The organism is Butyribacter sp. (genome assembly GCF_056818865.1).
The window spans coordinates 62,890-80,569 of the sequence record NZ_DBLYGC010000004.1 but is presented as its reverse complement, the minus strand read 5'-3'; the positions used below and the strand labels follow the sequence as shown (position 1 = coordinate 80,569).

At 37.3% G+C, this 17,680-nt stretch carries 20 protein-coding genes; all 20 read left to right on the top strand.

The genetic code is table 11. The annotated features are described in order from the left end of the window. Positions 1-25 precede the first annotated feature (25 nt). A complete protein-coding gene (locus ACZLXV_RS02995) occupies positions 26-670 on the top strand; it encodes a hypothetical protein (RefSeq protein WP_482382447.1) in 645 nt (214 codons plus the stop codon). A gap of 837 nt (positions 671-1,507) precedes the next feature. Further along, a complete protein-coding gene (locus ACZLXV_RS02990) occupies positions 1,508-2,503 on the top strand; it encodes a rod shape-determining protein (protein WP_367336208.1) in 996 nt (331 codons plus the stop codon). Between the two features lie 81 nt (positions 2,504-2,584). Continuing rightward, positions 2,585-3,358, top strand: coding sequence for a flagellar basal-body rod protein FlgF (flgF, locus tag ACZLXV_RS02985; protein WP_022225244.1), 774 nt, complete (start codon positions 2,585-2,587; stop codon positions 3,356-3,358). 107 nt (positions 3,359-3,465) lie between these two features. Beyond that, positions 3,466-4,284 (top strand): flagellar hook-basal body protein, encoded by an 819-nt coding sequence (locus ACZLXV_RS02980; protein WP_022225245.1) that lies wholly within the window; start codon positions 3,466-3,468, stop codon positions 4,282-4,284. Positions 4,285-4,298: 14 nt separating this feature from the next. Beyond that, entirely contained in the window at positions 4,299-4,640 is a 342-nt protein-coding gene (locus ACZLXV_RS02975) for a rod-binding protein (RefSeq protein ID WP_022225246.1), read from the top strand. Positions 4,641-4,751: 111 nt separating this feature from the next. After that, positions 4,752-6,995, top strand: a complete 2,244-nt coding sequence (recD2, locus tag ACZLXV_RS02970) for an SF1B family DNA helicase RecD2 (protein WP_022225247.1) — start codon at positions 4,752-4,754, stop codon at positions 6,993-6,995. A 35-nt stretch (positions 6,996-7,030) separates the two neighbouring features. Then, positions 7,031-7,753, top strand: a complete 723-nt coding sequence (locus ACZLXV_RS02965) for a ComF family protein (protein ID WP_022225248.1) — start codon at positions 7,031-7,033, stop codon at positions 7,751-7,753. A 2-nt stretch (positions 7,754-7,755) separates the two neighbouring features. Continuing rightward, positions 7,756-8,160, top strand: coding sequence for a hypothetical protein (locus ACZLXV_RS02960; protein ID WP_022225249.1), 405 nt, complete (start codon positions 7,756-7,758; stop codon positions 8,158-8,160). A gap of 29 nt (positions 8,161-8,189) precedes the next feature. Further along, on the top strand, positions 8,190-8,645 hold the full coding sequence (locus tag ACZLXV_RS02955) for a hypothetical protein (RefSeq protein ID WP_482382446.1): 456 nt from the start codon (positions 8,190-8,192) through the stop codon (positions 8,643-8,645). Positions 8,646-8,670: 25 nt separating this feature from the next. Next, entirely contained in the window at positions 8,671-9,069 is a 399-nt protein-coding gene (locus ACZLXV_RS02950) for a response regulator (protein ID WP_022225251.1), read from the top strand. Between the two features lie 276 nt (positions 9,070-9,345). Then, positions 9,346-9,804 carry a MarR family winged helix-turn-helix transcriptional regulator gene (locus ACZLXV_RS02945; protein WP_482382445.1) on the top strand — a complete coding sequence of 153 codons (459 nt, stop codon included), beginning with the start codon at positions 9,346-9,348 and terminating at the stop codon, positions 9,802-9,804. Further along, on the top strand, positions 9,801-10,778 hold the full coding sequence (locus ACZLXV_RS02940; RefSeq protein ID WP_367336187.1) for a beta-ketoacyl-ACP synthase III: 978 nt from the start codon (positions 9,801-9,803) through the stop codon (positions 10,776-10,778). Before ACZLXV_RS02945 ends, ACZLXV_RS02940 begins: the two co-directional genes overlap by 4 nt. A 137-nt stretch (positions 10,779-10,915) precedes the next feature. Next, entirely contained in the window at positions 10,916-11,140 is a 225-nt protein-coding gene (locus ACZLXV_RS02935) for an acyl carrier protein (RefSeq protein ID WP_022225254.1), read from the top strand. 189 nt (positions 11,141-11,329) lie between these two features. After that, the gene (gene fabD, locus ACZLXV_RS02930; protein ID WP_022225255.1) at positions 11,330-12,265 is read left to right on the top strand and encodes an ACP S-malonyltransferase; all 936 of its coding nucleotides are present in this window, start codon (positions 11,330-11,332) and stop codon (positions 12,263-12,265) included. Positions 12,266-12,341: 76 nt separating this feature from the next. Beyond that, complete coding sequence (fabG, locus tag ACZLXV_RS02925) at positions 12,342-13,070, top strand: 3-oxoacyl-[acyl-carrier-protein] reductase (RefSeq protein WP_022225256.1); 729 nt, start codon at positions 12,342-12,344, stop codon at positions 13,068-13,070. Between the two features lie 112 nt (positions 13,071-13,182). After that, the gene (gene fabF / locus ACZLXV_RS02920) at positions 13,183-14,424 is read left to right on the top strand and encodes a beta-ketoacyl-ACP synthase II (protein WP_022225257.1); all 1,242 of its coding nucleotides are present in this window, start codon (positions 13,183-13,185) and stop codon (positions 14,422-14,424) included. 4 nt (positions 14,425-14,428) lie between these two features. Then, positions 14,429-14,932, top strand: a complete 504-nt coding sequence (accB, locus tag ACZLXV_RS02915) for an acetyl-CoA carboxylase biotin carboxyl carrier protein (RefSeq protein ID WP_022225258.1) — start codon at positions 14,429-14,431, stop codon at positions 14,930-14,932. A gap of 21 nt (positions 14,933-14,953) precedes the next feature. Then, positions 14,954-15,379 carry a 3-hydroxyacyl-ACP dehydratase FabZ gene (gene fabZ / locus ACZLXV_RS02910; protein WP_022015166.1) on the top strand — a complete coding sequence of 142 codons (426 nt, stop codon included), beginning with the start codon at positions 14,954-14,956 and terminating at the stop codon, positions 15,377-15,379. 13 nt (positions 15,380-15,392) lie between these two features. After that, complete coding sequence (locus ACZLXV_RS02905; RefSeq protein ID WP_482382444.1) at positions 15,393-16,739, top strand: acetyl-CoA carboxylase biotin carboxylase subunit; 1,347 nt, start codon at positions 15,393-15,395, stop codon at positions 16,737-16,739. A gap of 45 nt (positions 16,740-16,784) precedes the next feature. Further along, positions 16,785-17,651 (top strand): acetyl-CoA carboxylase, carboxyltransferase subunit beta, encoded by an 867-nt coding sequence (gene accD, locus ACZLXV_RS02900; protein ID WP_022225260.1) that lies wholly within the window; start codon positions 16,785-16,787, stop codon positions 17,649-17,651. The last annotated feature ends 29 nt before the right edge of the window (positions 17,652-17,680 follow it).

Below are 17,680 nucleotides of genomic sequence, written 5' to 3'. Positions count from 1 at the left end.
ATATAATAATTACAGGGGGGTAAGTATGTCAGATTTATCAGCATTATCGTCTATTTCAGGACTTAGCGGTTTAAGTGAGAGAGATTCATATTATCAGTATCTTATAAATAACAATTCGACAAGTACGATGTTAAACGCATTGTCAGGTGATTCAAGTGACAGTGACAGTAGCGGATTATCGGGGATTTCAAATCTTTTGAGTCAGGCATCAGGACTTACAGGTACATCATCGCTTACGGGATTATCGTCATTAGTTGGAAATTCATCAACAGACAGTGATGGTTCGTCGCTTAGTGCACTTACAAGTTTTTCTCAGATATTAAAGACATATCTTTCTTCTGAACAGACAGAAGCGGCAAATATGGCTGAAAATATGTCAAATGCACTTGAAGAGGCTGACACCAACGGTGAAGATAAAGCTTCTGTTACATATAAAACAGTTCAGGAACTTTATAATTACTTTACTGAAAAGGCAAAAGCAGAAGGAACATCAAATATTGCATCGGCATCGGGAACAACAGCAAGTACGTCAAGTACTTCCGGTACACAGGGAAGCACCTTACAGCAGGCGGCTGAAGCTGTAGGCGGAGAATTTGATTTTGACTCATTTGAGAGTGATGTTGACAGTATGCTGGAAGCTTCAATGCAGTCAACCGGAGTAAATATGTAGAATAAAAATAATAAAATAAAAACGGTTTGAAACTATAATCAGATAGTTTTAAACCGTTTTTTATGTATCATGTGTAAATGACATATAAATATAAAAATTATCATGTATATTTATATGTCATAATTAGCTTTAGAATTTGAAAAATTATATTTTCATATTCATAAAATCAATATGTAATTTTATCTTAAAAAGAATACTTCCTAAAAATCTTGATAAGATGTATATGATAAGTATAAGACTGGGAACAATATTTTTTGGGTAACTGAAAATACCGGATTTGTCCAAAGTAAATTGCCAAATTAAGAGTAGAATCATTATAAGTATAAAATTATAAGATTCACAGCGGTATTTTGTATATGTAAATTTATATTTTTTGGCTGTTGGATAAAGAGTGAAATCTTTGATATTGTTGTCATCATTTTTACTGTCAGCAGAATTGTCATATATGGCGAATTTTAATGCTGCAGGAAAAACAATGCCTGCAAGAAGTATATATCCGGGTATTACGTTCATTGGATACAGAGTTAATACCAAAAGTAAAAATACAATATATTTGGATGTCAGGATACCGAGATACCTGCTTATAATATGTAGTTCATGGTTGTTGCTTTTGTTGTCTGACATGTGACCGCTCCTTATTCTGATAAAAATATATATAAAGAATATAAACAGTATAGCAAATTTAGTCAAAAATGACAAAAATATTACAATTCGTTTTAAAATTGAAAAGGGACTTTTAAATTGCAGGAAAATAGTATATAATAAATTGGAATATGTAGAAATATGAAGAAAAATAAAAATATTAAAGTTATAAATGTATCGAAAGGAGAAACAGAGATGGTAGGTAGCGATATCGGAATAGATCTTGGTACAGCAAATGTACTTGTTTATATAAAAGGAAAAGGCGTTGTTTTAAGGGAGCCTTCAGTAGTAGCTTTTGACAGAGATACAAACAAAATTAAGGCTATAGGTGAGGATGCAAGACTTATGCTTGGCCGTACACCCGGAAATATCGTAGCAGTCCGTCCGCTTCGTCAGGGTGTTATTTCAGATTATACTGTTACAGAGAAAATGCTTAGATATTTTATTCAGAAGTCATGCGGAAAGAGCCGTTTCAGAAAACCTCGTATCAGTGTATGTGTACCTAGCGGTGTTACGGAAGTTGAGAAGAAAGCAGTTGAGGATGCTACCTACGAAGCTGGTGCAAGAGAAGTTGCCATCATCGAAGAACCTATAGCTGCTGCAATCGGTGCAGGAATAGATATTTCAAAACCATGTGGAAACATGATAGTAGATATAGGCGGTGGTACAGCCGATATAGCTGTTATTTCTCTTGGAGGAACAGTTGTAAGTACCTCTATCAAAATTGCCGGTGACAATTTTGATGATGCCATTGTAAGATACATGAGAAAAACTCACAATCTTCTTATCGGTGAGAGAACAGCAGAAGAGATAAAAATAAAGATTGGTTCAGCATATCAGCGTCCTGAAGTTGTAACTATGGATGTAAGAGGAAGAAATCTTGTTACAGGACTTCCAAAGACTATTACAGTTACATCTGATGAGACACTTGAAGCACTCAAAGAGATTACATCACAGATAGTTGAAGCGGTTCACAGTGTTCTTGAAAAGACTCCGCCTGAACTTGCAGCCGATGTCTCAGACAGAGGTATTGTTCTTACAGGTGGCGGAAGTTTGTTATACGGTCTCGAAGAACTTATAGAAGAAAAGACAGGCATCACAACAATGACAGCAGAAGAACCAATGACAGCAGTTGCCATCGGTACAGGAAAGTTTGTTGAATTTTTGAGCGGAAAACGTGATGACGACTAAATATATATATTGATTTTGACGATATATATTTATATTAGGAAAATAAATGTATTTTTTGTTCCTTTAGAAAGGGGATAGTAGATGGTTAGAGGATTATATACTGCCTACACGGGTATGGTAAATGAACAAAAGAGACTTGACATTATATCGAACAATCTTGCAAACTCTGCGACAGTAGGATACAAAGAAGAAAATGTTACCAGCAGGTCATTCAAAGACTTGATGATGACAAAGATAAAAGATGGTTCAGAGGCTTATCTTGACAGGGAGATAGGAGTATCAAATCCCGGTGTAAAAATCGGCGAAACATATATGAACTGGGATCAGGGTTCACTTCGTGAAACTGACAACACATACGATATGGCTATTCAGGGAGATGGATTTTTTGCAATAAAGGTTGTTGATGCGAATGGAGATTCAACAATCAAATATACAAGGAACGGTCAGTTTTCAATTACAAGCGATGGTTATATAGTTGATGTTGACGGAAACAAACTTCAGGGTGCCAACGGTGATGTTCAGGTTCCCGTGGATGCCACAGATATTGCCATAAAACTCAACGGGGCAATATATGCGGATGGAGTACAGGTAGATACCATTACCCTTACGGACTTTGACGATTACAATTATCTTGAATTATATGGAGACAATATGTATACGGCAGTTGATGGAGCTACGACGAAGAGTTCTGCAGCGACTATCCTTCAGGGATTTACAGAGCAGTCAAATGTAAATGTTATTGACGAGATGGTTTCCATGATTACAATTACGCGTGCATATGAAGCAGGCCAGAAGATGATTAAGACACAGGATGATTTACTTACTCAGGCGGTTTCAAGCGTAGGTAAGGTATAATTTAAACTATAGGATTGTTGGTTTATGTATAAGTTTATTATACATATGACAGAGATGGTTTTCTGTACAGAGAATAGTCTATACAGTGACGGAAATGGAGAGTCAATATGATGAGATCACTTTGGACTGCTGCATCGGGTATGAAAGCCCAGCAGACAAGTCTTGATACAATATCAAACAACTTATCAAATATAAATACTACAGGTTACAAGAGAGAGACAACAGAGTTTCGTTCTCTTTTGTACCAGTCAATACAGAAAGAGACTACTGATACAAACGGTCAGCAGAAACCGATAGGTGCACAGGTTGGTCTTGGTGTAAAAGTTGCAGCAATCGGAACATCTTTTAAACAGGGAAATATGTTACATACAGAAGGTCAGTTTGACTTCGCTATTGAAGGCAATGGATTCTTTATGATAGAGCAGCCTGACGGAAGTATATCATATACACGAAACGGAAACTTCCAGCTTGCAGTAAATGCAGCAGGTGGTCTTTCACTTTGTACATCAGACGGAAATGCTGTATTGGATTCGACAGGAAATCCTATCACTTTCGATGCAAACATAAACACAAATAAACTTGTTTTTGACAACTATGGAAACATAAAATATACAGATGCAGCAGGAAATGCACAGAATCTTGGAATTTCTATCGGAATTGCACAGTATAACAATCCGGCAGGACTTGAAAAAATCGGAGAAAGCTATTATAAAGAATCAGCAGCTTCAGGTACTCCAAGAATAGAAGGACAGGATGCAAACCTCCAGAGAAGTATTGTTAAGAATGGTTATCTCGAGAGTTCAAGTGTACAGGCTGTAGACGAGATGGTAGACATGATTGTTACACAGAGAGCATATGAAATGAACTCAAAAGCAATCACAGCATCGGATGAGATGCTTCAGCAGGCAAACAATTTGAGGTCATAGTCAGGAGGTAGAGTATGAGTTCTGTTTTAGATATTTCATCAATGTACAATTCATATTCATCAAAGCTTAGTTCTACATCAGCTGATTCTTTGGAAAGTGCATTGAAGAGTACAAATTCTTCATCAGATGATGAAAAGCTTATGGAAGTATGCAAAGATTTTGAGTCATATTTTGTTCAGAAAATTATTGAAGAGTCTAAGAAAACACTTGATAATGAGGATGAGCAGGGAGAATATATGCAGTATTTCTCTGACACATTAAATCAGGAGTATGCTGATATTGTCACAGATAACGGAGGCATAGGTTTGGCACAGCAGTTATATGATTCATTAAAAGGTACATACAATATAAAATAAAAGCATAGAGATTCGTGGAAGAGCCAAAAGATTCGTGAGCAAATTTTAAAATGAGCCGCTGCACATTTTGTGTGGCGGCTTTATTACTTTTTGAAATGAGGAATATCATATATGAAACAGGTAGAGGGATATGTAGAGAGAATTACATATAGAAATGAAGAAAATGGTTATAGTGTTATTTATCTTTCAAATCCGGAACCGAAAGATGATGAGGATGACGAGGTATGCTGTGTGGGATATTTTTCTTTTGTATCAGAGGGAGAGTATCTCGTAATAAACGGCAGGGAGACAGTACACAAAAGTTATGGACCTCAAATTCAAGTTGAAAGTTATGAGACGAAACGACCAAACAGTTCAATTGCAATAGAAAAATATCTTGGCTCAGGAGCTATCAAGGGAATAGGTGCAGCACTGGCAGCGAGGATTGTAAGAAGATTTGGTGAGAAAACATTTGACATAATTGAAAAAGAGCCGGAGAGACTTGCCGAGATAAAGGGCATCAGCATGAAGATGGCCATGAGCATTGCCGAGCAGTTTAATGATAAAAGGCAGATGCGCCAGTCTGTAATATATCTTCAGGAATATGGAATATCTGTAAATATGGCTGTAAAGATTTACAAATATTACGGAGAAAAAATTTATGAGATTATGGAGAAAAATCCATATAAGCTTGCAGAAGATATAACAGGAATTGGTTTTAAAATTGCTGATGCGATAGCATTAAAAGCGGGATTTTATCAGGACAGCGAGTATAGAATAAAAGCGGGAATACTATATGTTCTGCAGCAATCGGGTTCAAACGGTCATTGTTATCTTCCAGAGAATGAACTTGTTGAAGAGACTGCATATCTGCTTGGCATAGAGAAAGAAAATGTTGAAAAAGAGTTAGACAATCTTACATTAAACAAAGAGCTTGTCATAGAAGAATATGACGGAGAGAGAATGCTTTATCAGAGCAATCTCTATTATATGGAAATGAATTGTGCCAGAATGCTGCATGATTTAAATATTCCGTATAAGATAAAACCGGCTGTACTCGAAAAAAAGATAGCTGCAATAGAGAAAAAAGATAATATAGAACTTGATAAATTACAGAAGGATGCTGTTTTTCAAGCTGTGCAGAATGGTATTATGATAATTACCGGCGGACCCGGAACAGGTAAGACAACAACTATAAATACTATTATTCAAATTATGGAGAGTGAAGGATTCGATATACTTCTCGCTGCGCCTACGGGCAGAGCAGCAAAGAGAATGTCGGAAACTTCCGGAATGGAAGCACAGACAATACACAGAATGCTGGAGATAGACGGAGGTTCACTGGATGATGACAAAAGCGGAATGCATTTTCAACGTAATGAAACAAAGCCTCTTGAAGCCGATGTAATAATAGTAGACGAGTTTTCCATGGTGGACATTTATATGTTATATGCACTCTTAAAAGCTATTGTACCGGGTACGAGACTTATTATGGTTGGTGATGTGAACCAGCTTCCGTCGGTAGGCCCCGGAAATGTCCTTAAGGATATGATAAAATCAGAGTTTTGCAATGTAGTAAAACTGAGCAGGATATTCAGACAGGCAGCGGAGAGCCAGATTGTAACAAATGCACATAAGATAAATGCCGGAGAGCAGATAAAACTCGACAATAAAAATATGGATTTCTTTCATTTGGAGAGAAATAACAGCCGGGATGTTATAAATGTAACGATTCAACTTATAATGAAAAATCTGCCGCCATATGTCGATGCAACAAGTTATGATATTCAGGTACTCACACCGATGAGGAAAGGGGAACTGGGAGTAGAAAATTTAAATAAGGTATTACAGGCATACATGAATCCTAAAATGCAGGGAAAAAATGAACATGAATTTCACGGTGTTATTTTCAGGGAGAATGACAAGGTCATGCAGATAAAAAATAATTATCAGATAAAATGGCAGAAAAAGAACAGATTTGATGATGTTGTTGACGAGGGAACAGGAGTGTTTAACGGTGATACCGGAATAATAAAACAGATAATAGAAGCGGCAGAAGTAGTTTATGTTGAGTATGAGGAAGGAAAAATCGTCGAGTATGGTTTCAGTGATATGGACGAGATGGAATTAGCTTATGCCATAACAATACATAAATCGCAGGGAAGTGAGTATCCGGCGGTAATTCTTCCGATTATATCGGGTCCAAGGATGCTCTTAAACAGAAACCTGCTGTACACGGCAGTAACAAGGGCAAAAAAATGTGTTACTATAGTCGGCAGTGCCGACACGATAAGAAAGATGATACAAAATGTAAATGAGCAGAAAAGGTATTCAACGCTCTGCAGACGCATAATAGAAATGGAGGAGTATAAATAGTTACAAATAATACATTTAAGAATATTGCAAAGAGCATGCTTGATATATTTTATCCGCACAGGTGCCCTATATGCGATGATGTATTGCCTGTAGGAATTGATTGCACAGCATGCGTAAAATGTGAGAGAATAGTACAAAAGGCAGTCAGACCGTACTGCATGAAGTGCGGGAAACCGATAGGTGATGAAAGAAAAGAGTTTTGCACAGATTGTGAAAAGAGAGAACATTTTTATCTACAGGGAAAAGCGGCATTTGTCTATGATAAATATATGCAGAAATCAATAGCCGCTTTTAAATACAGGGGAAGAAGAGAATATGGAAATTACTATGCAGAGCAGATTGTGAAAAAACACAAAAAATGGATAGAGACCATAGGAGCACAGTGTCTTATTCCGGTGCCTATTCATCGCGAGAGATATAGAAAAAGAGGGTATAATCAGGCAAAGATAATTGCGGATGAGATAGGAAATAGAGTGGAGCTGCCTGTTATTGACAACTTTATTGAGAGAAACAAAAATACAGAAGCATTGAAAAATTTGAGTGAAGCCAAGCGGAGAGAATGCTTGAAAGATGCATTTTTTGTATCAGAAACTTCCAAATTGTTGTATCGTGATTTAAGGTGTGTTATACTTGTAGATGATATATATACAACAGGAAGCACTATAAACGAATGTGCTGCTGCGTTAAAAAGGGCAGGTGTGAAAAAAATTTATTTTCTATGTGCCTGCATAGGAAAGGATGATCAAGGAGGGGAATAGAAATGGATGTACGAAATTGTAAAAATTGTGGTAAATTGTTTCAGTTTGTAGGAAAACCAATATGTCCTGCATGCAATAAAAAACTTGAGGATAAATTTTTTGAAGTCAGGGATTATATTTATGAAAATCCTACGGCAAATATGGGAAAGGTATCAGAGGAGATGGATGTGCCGATTCAGCAGATTAAAAAGTGGGTTAGAGAAGAAAGACTTGCATTTTCAAAAGATTCAGGCATAACTATATCATGTGAAAAATGTGGAAAGCCAATTTTGACAGGTCGATTTTGCAAGGAGTGCAAAAACAGTATGCGCGATGACCTTTCAAAAATGTATGGAACTGAGAATAAAGTCGCTAAGCAAAAGAAAACAGGTGATCCAAACGGTAAAATGCGTTTCCTAAAGAATTAGTTTTCCGTCTTTATGAAAGGGGGATTGCATTGACTGATGTGAAGGTTGAAGAAATTTTTGATGATGCATTTGTTAATGTTTCAAAAAAGATAGTTTCATTGAAACTTGACAGAAAGGCAGATAAAAAAGCAGATATAAAATATTTGGAATTTGTACATACTAAAGGAAAGTTTGTATCAACTATAATATGCGGTTTTTCGTCTATGATGTTTGATATTATCATAAAAAATATGAATGGAGGGAAGATGCCTTCAGAGGACGAAAAGATATTGTATATAAATGAATATGTAAATATCGTATGTGGAAGGGCATTATCTGAAATAAATAATCAGATGGGAGTTTCATCGAGACTTACTGTCCCTACATTATCTTTAGATGTTGATAGTATAAGTGTTGAACCCGGAAAAACGGGAAATGAAATTTTATATTATGAGTCAGAGTTTGGACAGATTAAAATATCAATTCATTATACGATCACAGATTAATTTGTTTGTCAAAGGAGGACATAAAATGGATAAAACAACTATAATTGTAGTAGATGATTCACCATTTGCTTCAAAGCAGATAAAAGATTTAGTTGAAGAAAACGGATATGAGGTTATTGGCTATGCCAAAAGTGGTGAAGAAGGAATAAAAATGTATGAGGAGCTTCATCCGGACATAGTTATTCTTGATATTATCATGCCGGGAATTGACGGAATAGAGACAGCAGAAATTCTGGAAAAGAGTGACCCGGATGTAACTATCCTTATGCTTAGTTCATTATGTGATACAGGAACCTTGGAAGAGGTCAGGGCAATAGGTGTTAAATATCTCATACCTAAGCCTTGGGAGGATGATGTTTTACTTGCTACACTCGAGCTTTTAAAAAAGCATAAAGAGGAGAATAAAAAAGAAGATAATAATTAAAAAAATACGATATGGTTTTAAAAACTATTATACATGGAAAGTAAAAGCTTTGAATATCAAAACAAATACCATAAAGATGAAATGAAAAATAAAAGAGTTGTAATTTTTGTTGATTATGCACAAAAATACAGCTCTTTTATTGTGAAAAAACACAACAAAAGTATGGTTGACGAATTGGTGGATTTTAGAATATACTTTTTATTGTTTGATAAAGTTTGATATACAAACTATTTTAGTGAAAATTAGTAGTGCTGTATGTTGGTAAAGGAAAAACAAATGAATAATGTTTTAGGATCTATAAGTGCTAATTTAATAAAATTATTTGATAATATTATGGAGGTCGAAGCGCATACGATAAGAAATGAGTACGGTGACAAGATTTCCATGACGGAAGTTCATACTATTGCGGCGATAGGTGTTGCAGAATTAAAAAGCATGAGCGAACTTGCAGCACAGTTAAGAATTACTGTCGGGACACTGACAGTTGCCATAAACAATCTTGTAAAAAAAGGATTTGTAGAACGTTATAAAACTGAGAGGGATAGGAGAGTTGTCAAGGTAGCCCTGACAAAAGAAGGAAAAAAAATATATTCATTGCATGAGAAGTTTCACAATGATATAGTATTTGCTCTTATAAAAGGATTGAGTGAAAGTGAAATGGATGTTGTAGCGAAAGCCTTGGATAATCTTGACAGTTTTGTTGAAAAGCGTTTTGAGAATGGAGAAATAAAATGATTAAGACGAGAATTATTTCGACAGGTGCAAGTGTGCCTGAACAGGTTATAACAAATGATGATTTGTCAAAAATAGTTGATACAAGTGATGAGTGGATTACACAGAGAACAGGCATAAAGAAGAGACATATATCAGGCGGAGAGAATACTTCGCATTTTGCGATAAATACGGCAAGACAGGTATTAGAGAGGGCTGAAGTTGCGGCTGAGGATGTTGACCTCATCATAGTTGCAAGCGTTACAGCCGACTATGGAACACCGTCACTTGCATGTATGGTACAAAAAGAGATTGGAGCTGTAAATGCAGTTGCATTCGATGTAAATGCTGCGTGCAGCGGTTTTATGTTTGCACTCAGTATAGCAGACAAATACATAAAAACAGGGATGTATGAAAATGCAATAGTTATAGGTGCAGAGACATTATCAAAGATTGTTGACTGGAAGGATAGAGCGACCTGTGTATTGTTTGGAGACGGTTCCGGTGGTGCATATGTAGAGAAATCAGAGGATATGGGTATATTAGAAGAAGAACTCGGTGCAAAAGGAGAACTTTGGAATATATTGACGCAGGGTTATGTCGGATGTTCAAATGCATTCAATGATATTAAACATGAGAAAGATAATCTTTGGTATGTGAATATGGATGGAAGGGCAGTATTTAAATTTGCAACTAAAGCTGTCACGAAGAGTATAGAGAGAGTTATGGACACTGCAGGAGTAAAAGCAGATGAAATAAAGTATGTTGTACCACATCAGGCAAATGCAAGGATTGTTGATATTATTTCTAGAAAACTTGGGATAGCCCATGACAAGTGTTATATGAATATGTCTGAGTACGGAAATACTTCATCTGCGAGTATTCCGATAGTTTTGAATGAACTTAATGAGAAGGGGCTTATAGAAAGAGGGGACAAGCTTCTACTCACAGGTTTTGGCGGTGGAATGACTTGGGGAACCATGCTCATTTCATGGTAAAAGGTTATTAGAAAATTTTATTTTAGGCATTGCGATAAATATTATCCTTCAGGCGGGTCTTTATCATAAGGTGTTCTGATAAAGTTTTCATAACAAAAAAATATATATATTTTAATCTATTTTTAGGAGGAAAAACCATGGTATTTGAAAAAATCAGAGAAATTATTGCTGAGCAGACAGGTAAGGATGTTGATGAAATCACATTGGAGACAAATGTAAAAGAGGATCTTGATGCAGATTCTTTAGATTTATTCCAGATTATCAACGATATTGAAGACGAATTTGATGTATCAGTTGAAGACCCTGAGTCAATTGTCACAGTTCAGGATGCAGTTGATTTTGTAGAAAGCCATAAGAACTAAAGCAAACGAGTGTACTCGTACAACTGGGTGGTGGCGCTGGAGGTTGATAATTATATCCGCCTGCTGGCGCTATCTCTTTACTTTTTTATGTAATATAGAAGATTTCGGGTTGAAGAGGGATTGATTTAATTAAAATATATAAATATATAAATATATGGATTTTATTCTTGAAGATGGAGGAAATTGTAAATGAAAACAGTATTTATGTTTAGTGGACAGGGTGCACAGTATGCAGGCATGGGAAAAGATTTGTATGACAATTATGCCGTTGCAAAGGAAGTTTTTGATAGAGCAGATGAGGTTTTGGGATATTCAATTAAAGATATATGTTTTTCTGATGAGGAGAAACTCGGACTTACAGAGTTTACACAGCCGGCAATACTTACAATGAGCATTGCAGCTATGAAAGTCATGCAGGAAAATGGAATAAATGCGGATATGACAGCAGGACTTAGTCTTGGTGAGTATTCGGCACTTGTTGCAAGTGGTGCAATGAAATTTGAGGAAGCAGTAGCACTTGTGCAAAAAAGAGGAAAATTTATGGCAGAGGCAGTTCCGAACGGCAAAGGAGGAATGTTTGCGATAATAGGTCTTGATACAGAACTTGTAGAAAAATCATGTGAGGAGGCCGTAAAGGAAATTGGAGGTGTAGCAGTTCCTGCAAATTATAATGCACCGGGTCAGATAGTAATCGGAGGAGATGCTGCTACAGTTGAGAAGGCGGCAGAGATAGCAAAGGAAAAAGGGGCGAAGATGGCTGTCAAACTTAAAGTAAGCGGACCGTTCCACACAAGTCTTTTGCAGCCGGCAGCAGACAAACTTCTGCCTGAACTTGAAAAGATGAACATAGGAAAGATGGAAATTCCGGTATATACAAATGTGACAGCAGAAACACTTAAAAATGAGAGTGAGATAGTTCCTACATTGGCAAAACAGGTAGTATCACCTGTACGCTGGGAACACATAATAAAAAATATGTATGATGCGGGAGCAGATACATTTATAGAATTGGGACCGGGTAAAACTCTTTGCGGATTTGTAAAGAGAACAGTAAAGGGTGTTGTAAATGTGAATGTTGAGGATACGGCATCGCTTGAAAAGGCTCTTAAAAAAATTAGAGAGTAGTGATAATGACAGATGAAAATATCCAAAGATTAGCATAGATAGAAAAGTAACAGAATTTCAGATTAGGAGGGACAAGATGTTAAAAGGAAAGACAGCGATAGTGACAGGTGCTGCCAAGGGTATTGGCAAGGCAATTGCAATTGCTTTTGCTAAAGAGGGCTGCAATATAGTTCTTAATTATCACAGCAATGTGTCTGATGAAACTATTAAGGAGATTGAAGATTGTGGTGTTAAATGCATGCCTGTTCAGGGGGATGTGAGCGATTTTGATTTTGCAAAGAATTTTATAAAAGATGTTAAAAAAGAGTTTGGTACAATCGATGTTCTTGTAAATAATGCAGGTATTACAAATGATATGCTTCTTATGAGAATGTCGGAGGAACAGTTTGATTCTGTTATCAATACAAATCTTAAAGGTTCATTCAATATGATACGTCACGCAAGCAGTGTGATGCTTAAGCAAAGAAGTGGTGCAATAATAAATATGTCATCGGTTTCCGGAGTTGCGGGAAATATAGGTCAGGCAAATTATGCGGCATCTAAGGCAGGAGTTATCGGTCTTACAAAAGCGACAGCTAAGGAACTTGCACAGAGGGGTGTCACATGCAATGCGATAGCACCGGGATTTATAGAAACAGATATGACGGCAGTTTTAGCTGATGAGACAAAGGATGCAATCCTTAACTCTATTCCGCTTAGCAGAGCCGGAAAACCGGAAGATGTAGCAAATGCGGCAGTATTTTTGGCTAAAAACAATTACATTACAGGTCAGGTCTTAAATGTAGACGGCGGTATGATAATGTAGAGTATATATAATGGTGCAAGGGTCAAAATATCTTTTGACACCAACATCATATAATGGAAAATGATGGTTTAGATTAACAAAATCAGCAATGAGCTGTAGAAACGGGGGAATTATGTCAAGAAGATGTGTAATAACCGGAATGGGTGTTGTAAGTCCGCTTGGAAGTACAGTTGACAGCATGTGGGAAAATGCAAAAAACGGTGTATGTGGAATTGAGAATATCACAAAGTTTGATACTACTGATTTTAAGGTGAAAGTAGCCGGAGAGGTTAAGGATTTTGACCCTGAAAAATATATGACAAAAAAAGATATAAAGAGAAATGATCCTTTTGCCGTATATGCGATGGGTGCTGCCGTACAGGCAATGGATGACAGTGGTATCGATATGGAGAAAGAGGACGCATCAAGAGTCGGAGTCATATTTGGTTCAGGTGTAGGCGGTCTTGGGACAATGCAGGAGCAGGTTACAAGAATGAGAGAAAAAGGACCTTCAAGAGTTTCACCTATGTTTATACCTATGACAATCGGAAACATGGCAGCAGGAAACATTGCCATAAGATTTGGTGCAAAGGGAATTAATGAAGATATAGTTACAGCATGCGCAACAGCTACAAGCAGTATAGGTGCGGCTTTCAGAAATATTATTCACGGTTATGCAGATGTTGTTATTACAGGTGGAGCAGAGGCAGGACTTTGCGAGATTGGCATTGCAGGTTTTACCAATCTTACGGCACTCTCAACAAATCCTGATCCGAAAGATGCCTGCAAGCCTTTTGACAAGGACAGGGATGGTTTTGTTCTTGGAGATGGAGCAGGAGTACTTGTCGTAGAGGAACTTGAGCATGCGCTTGCGAGAAATGCAACAATATACGGAGAGATAGTTGGATATGGCGCAACAAGTGATGCATATCATATTACACTTCCGGAAAAGAGCGGAGCAGGAGCCGCAAAGGCTATGGAGATTGCCATGGAGGAAGCCGGCATAAAACCTGAGCAGGTTTCATATATTAATGCGCACGGAACAAGTACACCGGCAAATGATTCTACAGAGACAAATGCAATCAAATTAGCATTCGGTGATGCGGCAAAGGATGTTGCAGTAAGTTCGACAAAATCCATGACAGGACATCTGCTTGGAGCAGCCGGAGCAGTTGAGGCAATTATGTGTGTTAAAGCATTACAGGAAGATATTCTTCCACCGACAATAAATTATAAGACACCTGATGAAGAGTGTGACCTTGATTACATTCCAAATGAGGCAAGAAAGGTTGAAAAAGCTGAATATGCGTTATCAAATTCACTTGGATTTGGTGGACATAATGCAGTTCTTTGTTTTAAAAAGTGGGGGGAGTAGTCCTATGAAATTTGATGAAGTTAAAGAACTTATTGCTATTTTTGAAAAAAGTGATATGGGTGAAATGGAGATAAAACTTGATGGAGACAGTGTTCATCTTGGAAGAAATGCTTCATTCTCTGTATCTAATAGTGAAAAAGAAACTACAAAAACTGTTATAGCAGGTTCAAATAATGACAGCGTGACAACTATTGAAAATAATAGTGCAGCTTTTGAGGATACAACGCAAGATAAAGCTTTTGAAGAGAATTTAAAAAGTGATGTTGAAGACGATGCTAAGACAGTTACGGCACCTATTGTCGGAACATATTATCAGAGTCAGGCACCTGACAAACCGCCTTTTGTTAAAGTCGGTGATACAATTGCAAAAGGTGATGTCGTCTGCATCATTGAAGCGATGAAATTTATGAACGAAGTAGTAAGTGAAGTAAGCGGAAAAATCATCGAAGTGCTTGTAGAAGATGGTGAGTTTGTTGAATTTGGACAGCCGCTTTTCAGAGTTGAATAAAAAGAGCTTAGGAGGTTTTTTATGGCAATGGATATTAAAGAGATAATGAGTATAATTCCTCACAGACAGCCGTTTCTTCTTATTGACAGAGTAGAGGAGATTGTTGAGGGTGAGTCAGTAACAGCTATAAAGAATGTTACGTACAATGAGCCTTTTTTTGCAGGGCACTTTCCAAATGAGCCTGTAATGCCGGGAGTTCTCATTGTTGAAGCAATGGCACAGGCAGGGGCTGTAGCAATATTATCTATGGATGAGTTTAAGGGTAAAACTGCTTATTTTGGAGGTATAAATAAAGCTAAGTTTAAGAAAAAAGTTGTTCCTGGTGATACATTGCGTCTTGAAGTTAAAATCGAAAAGCTCAAAAAGAATGCAGGTATTGGTCAGGGAACTGCTTATGTAGGAGACAAAGTGGCAGCACAGGCAGAACTTGTATTTATGATTGGTTAGAGGTGACAACTTTATGTTTGACAAGATTTTGATTGCAAATCGTGGAGAGATTGCAGTAAGGATAATCAGGGCATGTCGTGAGATGGGAATAAAGACGGTTGCTGTATTCTCAGAGCCTGACAGAGAGGCATTACACACACAGCTTGCAGATGAGGCTGTTTGTATAGGTTCGGCTAAAGTAGGTGACAGCTATCTCGACATGAATAATATAATCAGTGCAGCAGTTGAAAAGCGGGCACAGGCAATACATCCGGGATTTGGATTTTTATCTGAAAACAGCATGTTTGCCGGTGTATGTAAAGATTGCAATATCAAATTTATCGGGCCAAAGGGTTCGGTTATAGATGCACTGGGCAATAAGGCAAATGCACGACAAATGATGATCAATGCAGGAGTACCTGTTATACCCGGAAGTGACGGGGTGATTGCCAATGTGGATGGTGCGTATAAAATGGCGGACAAACTGGGGTATCCTGTTATTGTGAAAGCATCTGCCGGAGGCGGCGGAAAAGGAATAAGGATTGTCAGAAAAAAAGAAGATTTGAAAGAAGCTTTTTTGTCAGCTCAAAGTGAGACAAAGGCTGCATTTGGTGATGATTCAATGTACATGGAAAAGCTTATTGAAGGGGCAAGACATGTAGAGGTACAGATACTTGGTGACAGCTTTGGAAATGTTATACATCTCGGTGAGCGTGATTGTTCGCTGCAGAGAAAAAATCAGAAAGTTCTTGAGGAAACTCCTTGTGAGGTTTTATCAGAAGCTACGAGAGCAAAAATTTGTGAGTCGGCAGTAAAGGCTGCGAAAGCAGCAGGCTATGAGAATGCAGGAACAATTGAATTTTTGTATGATGAAGACTCTGATAAATATTATTTTATGGAGATGAATACAAGAGTTCAGGTTGAACATCCGATAACAGAGATGGTTACAGGTGTTGACATAGTAAAAGAGCAGATAAGGATAGCGGCGGGAGAGAAGTTATCATATAGACAGGATGACATAAGGATAAGCGGTCACGCAATAGAATGCAGGATAAATGCAGAAAATCCTTCGAGAAATTTTGCACCTTGTCCCGGAATGATTGACTATCTTTTAATGCCGTCGGGAGGCATTGGTCTTAGAGTTGACAGTGCCATATATCAGGGTTATGAGATACCGCCATACTATGATTCGATGCTTGCGAAGGTTATAGTTCACGGCAAAGACAGAGAAGAAGCGATAGCAAAAATGAAAAGGGCATTGTATGAATTTGTAATAGAGGGTGTAGATACAAATATAGAATATCAGAATAAAATTTTGAATAATAAGAAATTTGAAAAATGTCAGTATAATACATCATTTCTTGAGAACGTAAAATTGTAAAATGATGTAACTGCCTGTTGATTAGATGTTGGAGTGAAATAGGATATGAATATTTTCAAAAAGAAAAGTTATTTTTCAGTAAACGGAACAGAAGAAAAGAAAAAAACTGAAAAAAACAAAAAAAGCCAGGAACCGTCAATTCCTGACGGTATGTGGATAAAATGTAATACCTGCAAAAACATAATATACAAAAAGGAAGTCACGGAATTTAAACTTTGTCCAAACTGCGGGGCACATTTCAGAATGAACCCTTCAGAGAGAATAAAGATAATCTGTGATGAGGGAAGCTTTAGGGAGCTTGATGCGAACCTGTCTACTGAAAATCCTATGAATTATCCTGATTATGATAAAGTGATTGGGAAAGCCAAAGCAAAATCAGGAATAAATGAAGCTGTAGTAACAGGGGAATGCACAGTTGGCGGATTTAAGACGGTAATTGCGATAATGGACAGTCATTTTATGATGGGCAGTATGGGTTCTGTTGTGGGAGAAAAAATAACAAGAGCGATAGAGTATTCTACAGAGAAAAGACTTCCAATCATAATATTTACCACATCAGGCGGTGCAAGAATGCAGGAAGGAATAGTATCTCTGATGCAGATGGCAAAAACAGCAGAAGCAGTTGGAAGACATGATGAAGCCGGACTTTTATATGTGACGGTACTTACTGATCCGACAACAGGCGGAGTGACGGCAAGCTTTGCAATGCTTGGAGATATAATTCTTGCAGAGCCAAAGGCACTAATAGGATTTGCGGGACAAAGAGTTATACAGGGAACAATTCATCAGAAGCTTCCTGAAGGATTTCAGCGTGCTGAATTTCAACTTGAACATGGATTTGTTGACAGGATTGTCAATAGGGAAGATATGAGAGATGAATTAATCTCAATTTTGAAACTGCACAATTGTTAATATGATGCAAAGATCAAAAGCAGATAGAA